We start from the raw sequence: 3312 nt of genomic DNA, 5'->3' as shown, positions 1-3312 counted from the left end.
ATAATATAAAAACTGAAAAATTATGGAAGAATTATTATGTAAAAAGTCCTATTATTGTAAACCAATAACAGGACTAAAAATGAGTTGTAAATCTATTTTAGGATTAAGTATAAATATGTAAACTTATTTTAGGACGAGACAAGGTATTCCACACGAAAGGATTCGTGCGGTAGCAGGGGAGATATTAATCTAGATAAATACGCATTAAATATAACGAATTTACCAAATGGATACCAACCACAAATGTTGTTCGAAGAAATTAGAAGAAATTTTGATGATTTTGTAACTGGCGGTAATCTGCCGGGGTTCTCGGTTAAATTGGAACCTTATTCTACTGCAGATGGCACTAAATGGGAATCATCAAATCCAATTGGTGCAGCAATTGATTTTGATAATTTTATGGATACCTCTACTGTAATATGTACAGAATACAACTACAATGAAATGTATTGGACATTTACAACAGTACAAAGTTTAGATCATCAAGGTCACTTCGTTAGTGGTCATAGACAGTTTGGCATAGAAGCTAATAGTGATGGAAGTTATTCCTTTTACTTGAGAGGAGCCGATCGATTAGGTCAATTTGTGGATTTAACAGCTAATACTCTTTTTGGAGACGATTTTTTATACAATAAAGCTGCTGATGCCACGTGGAAAAATTTAATGTCAAATTTAGAAAAATTTATTAAATCTAAACCAGGAGCAACAGTTAAACCTTTTGACAAAAACAAGAACTATGCTCATAGATTTCCATACAACGAAGCCGATTGTCCAGAATAATTAATTAAAACAAACATATTATGAAAATTTTCGCTATTTTACTATTAATTTCAATCAATATATTTTCAAAGCCTTTGGAACAAAATAATAATTTTAAAAGAGTACTAAAAACTCAACCAACAGTTGCTGAAATATATTACAGTAGACTTGAAGTTTCAACTAGATTACCCTATTTCACAAATAAATTTATTGACAAAATTGCAATAGAGAGAACCGCAGTTCCTGCTACTGTTTGGCAAACAATAAAAAACAACATAGATTATACATCTTTTAAAAATTCAGCAATACAAGTGCTTAATAATAATTTTACAAGTGCACAAATGCAACAAACAATAACTGACTATCAAGACAAACCTTACATACCTATTCTTCATTTTAAACTTAGAGAAGAGTTACAATTAGCTGGACTAGAATTTGACATTGTATTATTAGCTCAAATAAATACCATTTTGGTTGCAAATGGTTATCAATCTATAACATTATGAATATAGAGAGAGAAAAAAATAATCGGAACGAACTTAGTTTTACAGAAAAAACAAGAATAATTAATGTAATTATTTACGGATTAGGAATGATTTTCGCATATACTACTGAATATTTTTTCGTAATACTTTTATTGTTGTACATACATTTATTTGTTATTTCATTATTTTTAATCTTAGAATTAAGATATGTCATTTTAACAAAAAAAAATTTTTTTAAACACATTTTAACTAATTGGCTTGTTTTCTTAGGGTTTGCTATTTTAACATTTGATTTGCTTAAAATTTTTTTAAAGATTGATGTGTTAAAAATAGTTTTAGGAAAGGTTTAATAGTAAAAAATAATTGATAAAGTTTCCCGCTACCGCTATCGAACATAATGAATTATGAACCACCAATATATGCAGGACACGGTTTTGGAAATCAATATATACTAACTGAAATAAGAGATAATTTTTAGTTTTAATTAAGATGAAAAAGAAAATCATTACATTTCTAACAGCTATGATATTTTGCAGTTGTAGTAATTCAAAGGAAGAAAATTTTTTGGCAAATTTTATAGATAAAGAAAAATTTGAATCTAAATCTAGAGTAATAAAAAAAATAAATAATGAAGATTTATATTTTGTAAATAAAGCGGAAGCTGTAAACGAATTTGAATTTGAAACTGGTAAAGAATATTATTATGGATATAAAACAAAAATAAGTAATGATTGTTATTTACTATTGTACGGATATCAATATCATATAGACAGCAACTTTCATACTTTTGCTCTTGGTATTGCAGGTAAATCATACTTTGTTATATATAAAAAAGGCGAAGGTATAGTCTCCAAGCTTAAGGTCACTACCAATGACCCTTCTCTAAGTTGGTTTGAGGAAAAAGCAGGTATCTATACTATAAAATCAATTTCGGCATATTTAAAATATGATGAACTAAAAGATGGATTTTTTCCTTGTCGTAAAAAAGACACTATTATTTCAAAATATAAAATTGAAAATAATCGATTTGTAGAAATAAAATAGTTAAAAAGTTTTAAACCCAAAGTTAGTGTATAGAATTCTATAAGTGAAATTATGAAACCAAAAAGTAAAGGCTAAAGCTGTACTTTTTGTGTTTATAGCGTTTATTTGCAATAATTTACAACATTCGAACTATTTTTTCTTATGAAGATTAACTCTAAATGTAACATAGAAAATAAAGGAATTGCATCAAAATTTAAAAAATTAAAAGATGAAAAAGATATTCTATTTTATAAGTTTAGTTTTAGTAGTCTCTTTCTGCAAGGAAAAAGAGGATGCAGAAATTGTTGTTTCTAAAAATAAAGTCAGATTAGATTCTATTTCAAAATTGGACTTTAATCGAGAAATTAAAGAAATTAATTATGATACGTATTACAAAGAAGCCCAAGAATATTCAAAAAACAACAATTTAAATCCAAATAAATTCATTTTAATAGATTTAGGATTGCACTCAGGTCTAAAAAGATTTTTTATTTATGATTTTAAGAAAAAACAAGTTGTAAAATCATTTATGGTAAGTCACGGTTGTGGTAATAATGTTTGGGGGCAAACCTATACAAAAGAAAATGCTCCAGTTAGTAATGAACCCGATTCCCATTGTTCCTCGATAGGCAAATATGTTGTTTTGAAAAGAGGGATAAGTCAATGGGGAATTAAAGTAAATTATTTATTACAAGGAAAAGACAAAACGAATTCAAATGCTATCAATCGTGCTATTGTACTACATTCGTGGGATGAAGTTCCAAATAATGAAGTTTATCCCGACGGCACTCCAGAGGGATGGGGTTGCCCCGCAGTTTCCAACAAGAGTATGGCGGAAATAGATGAGATTCTTAAAGAAAACAAAAAACTTTTGTTATGGATTATAAAATCGGAATGATAATAATTATTTAGTCATTCCTTAAAAATGAATTAACAATTTGATTGTTAATAACTTGTGATTAAATTCAGTTGAAAACAGTACTTTTAAATCGCCAAAAAGTGTATATTTCGGTATAAAAAAGTGGCAATATGTTAGGCAAAATAA

At 27.7% G+C, this 3312-nt stretch carries 5 protein-coding genes; all 5 read left to right on the top strand.

All coding sequences use genetic code 11. The annotated features are described in order from the left end of the window. The first annotated feature begins 243 nt into the window (after positions 1-243). The 5 genes from RMO83_RS03435 to RMO83_RS03415 all read left to right on the top strand — a co-directional run bounded on the left by RMO83_RS03435 (position 244) and on the right by RMO83_RS03415 (position 3165). Positions 244-780 carry a hypothetical protein gene (locus RMO83_RS03435; protein WP_310558279.1) on the top strand — a complete coding sequence of 179 codons (537 nt, stop codon included), beginning with the start codon at positions 244-246 and terminating at the stop codon, positions 778-780. Between the two features lie 20 nt (positions 781-800). Further along, a complete protein-coding gene (locus RMO83_RS03430) occupies positions 801-1265 on the top strand; it encodes a hypothetical protein (RefSeq protein ID WP_310558278.1) in 465 nt (154 codons plus the stop codon). Beyond that, positions 1262-1594 carry a hypothetical protein gene (locus RMO83_RS03425; protein WP_310558277.1) on the top strand — a complete coding sequence of 111 codons (333 nt, stop codon included), beginning with the start codon at positions 1262-1264 and terminating at the stop codon, positions 1592-1594. The genes RMO83_RS03430 and RMO83_RS03425 overlap by 4 nt, the downstream gene beginning before the upstream one ends. Before the next feature lie 139 nt (positions 1595-1733). Beyond that, on the top strand, positions 1734-2288 hold the full coding sequence (locus RMO83_RS03420; protein WP_310558276.1) for a hypothetical protein: 555 nt from the start codon (positions 1734-1736) through the stop codon (positions 2286-2288). A gap of 208 nt (positions 2289-2496) precedes the next feature. Further along, positions 2497-3165, top strand: coding sequence for a murein L,D-transpeptidase catalytic domain-containing protein (locus RMO83_RS03415; protein ID WP_310558275.1), 669 nt, complete (start codon positions 2497-2499; stop codon positions 3163-3165). Positions 3166-3312: the final 147 nt, after the last annotated feature.

This window comes from Flavobacterium sp., assembly GCF_031423415.1.
Taxonomy (GTDB): Bacteria; Bacteroidota; Bacteroidia; order Flavobacteriales; family Flavobacteriaceae; genus Flavobacterium.
Note: the sequence above shows the minus strand (reverse complement) of the source record. Positions and strands in the feature narration are given on the sequence as shown.

What these genes read in the sequence shown, in the direction of transcription:
- RMO83_RS03435 (WP_310558279.1), top strand. Translation starts at nt 244, where the DNA reads ATGTTGTTCGAAGAAATTAGAAGAAATTTTGATGATTTTGTAACTGGC.
- RMO83_RS03430 (WP_310558278.1), top strand. Translation starts at nt 801, where the DNA reads ATGAAAATTTTCGCTATTTTACTATTAATTTCAATCAATATATTTTCA.
- RMO83_RS03425 (WP_310558277.1), top strand. Translation starts at nt 1,262, where the DNA reads ATGAATATAGAGAGAGAAAAAAATAATCGGAACGAACTTAGTTTTACA.
- RMO83_RS03420 (WP_310558276.1), top strand. Translation starts at nt 1,734, where the DNA reads ATGAAAAAGAAAATCATTACATTTCTAACAGCTATGATATTTTGCAGT.
- RMO83_RS03415 (WP_310558275.1), top strand. Translation starts at nt 2,497, where the DNA reads ATGAAAAAGATATTCTATTTTATAAGTTTAGTTTTAGTAGTCTCTTTC.